Below are 1450 nucleotides of genomic sequence, written 5' to 3' on the forward strand. Positions count from 1 at the left end.
CACCTCCTAATGCTGTTGTCAAGCAGCCGCTGTGACAGGGAGCCCACGATGGAAGCACTGTCCGTCACGGATGAGGGCCCACAGGACGTTGACGCGGCGGCGGGCCAGGGCAAGGACAGCCTGGGTGTGTCGCTTGCCTTCGGCGCGCTTGCGTTCGTAGAAACGGCGGGACTCCTCGCAGCTGCGGATGCTGATGAGCGCGGAGGTGTAGAAGACGCGTTGCAGCCCGCGGTGGTAGCGCCGGGGGCGGTGCAGGTTTCCGCTGATGTTGCCGGAGTCGCGGGGCACCGGGGCGACTCCGGCGAAGCTGGCGAGGCGGTCGGCGCTGGGGAAGCGGCTCATGTCGCCGGCGGTGGCGGCCAGGAACTCGGCGCCCAGCAGCGGGCCGATGCCGGGCATACTGGCGATCACTTCGGCGAGGTCGTGGTCACGAAACCGGGCCGCAATGAGCTTGTCGATCTCGGCGATCTGCTCGTTGAGGCCCATCACCTCCTTCGCCAGGGTGTGGACCACCTGGGCGGCCATCTTCTCCCCGGGGACGGTGGTGTGCTGGCGCTCGGCCGCCTCCAAGGCGGCCTGGGCCAGGGTGTCGGCGCCGCGGACCTTGCGGTTGCGCAGCCAGGTCTCCAGGCGGCTGCGGCCGGTCCGGCGCAGGGCGGCCGGGGTCTGGTAGCCGGTCAGCAGGATCAGCGGACCGACGTTGCCCAGGTCCAGAACCCGCTCCAACGCCGGGAAGATTCCGGTGAGTTGGCCGCGAAGCCGGTTGACCTTGCGGGTGCGGTCAGCGGACAGGTCGGAGCGGCGGTCGGTGAGGATCCTCAGCTCGACGGCGTGCTCGTCGTCCGCCCGGATCACGGCCAGGTCCCGGCGCATCCGGGCCTGGTCGGCGATGACGACGGCGTCCTTGGCGTCGGTCTTGCCCATGCCCCGGTAGCCGGCCGAGGCCCGGTTGACCGCCAGGCCGGGTATGTAGACCAGCTGCTGGCCGTGGTTGAGGAGCACATTGATCAGCAGGGCGGCCATGCCGTCGGCGACGTCGACCGCCCAGAGCACGTCCTCCTCCAGAGCCAGTACGTCGGCGAGCAAGGACAGCAGCTCCGGCTCGTCGTTCAGGACCCGGCGCGAGAGCAGCTTCCTGCCCTCACTGTCCAGGACCACGCAGTGGTGGTGGGTCTTGCCGATGTCCGTGCCCGCCCAGATCTGGGCCACCTGTTCCTCCGGTCGTTCGATGCGTGCTGCTCGTCCGGACGACCTCGCCAGCGTGGTCCTACTCAGCGATGCACCCGAGGGGCTCGCAGCTCCTAATCAGCGGTCGAGTCGTCGTGAGACACCGGGCGGCCAGGTGACGTAGGCCATCAAGGGCAACCGACTGAAAGCCATACCCGATGTCTCTGGATCTCTGGACCTTACGACGGCCCGTCCAACCCACCAACAACGTAGGACCGACTGA

At 68.6% G+C, this 1450-nt stretch carries 1 protein-coding gene; it reads right to left on the reverse strand.

Annotated features, from left to right (window positions below; all coding sequences use genetic code 11):
• Window positions 1-18: 18 nt before the first annotated feature.
• Window positions 19-1209 (reverse strand): IS110 family transposase, encoded by a 1191-nt coding sequence (locus RZ50_RS28545; protein WP_196951079.1) that lies wholly within the window; start codon window positions 1207-1209, stop codon window positions 19-21.
• Between the last annotated feature and the right edge of the window lie 241 nt (window positions 1210-1450).

The sequence above is a fragment of the Kitasatospora sp. SUK 42 genome, assembly GCF_015776785.2.
Classification (GTDB): domain Bacteria; phylum Actinomycetota; class Actinomycetes; order Streptomycetales; family Streptomycetaceae; genus Kitasatospora.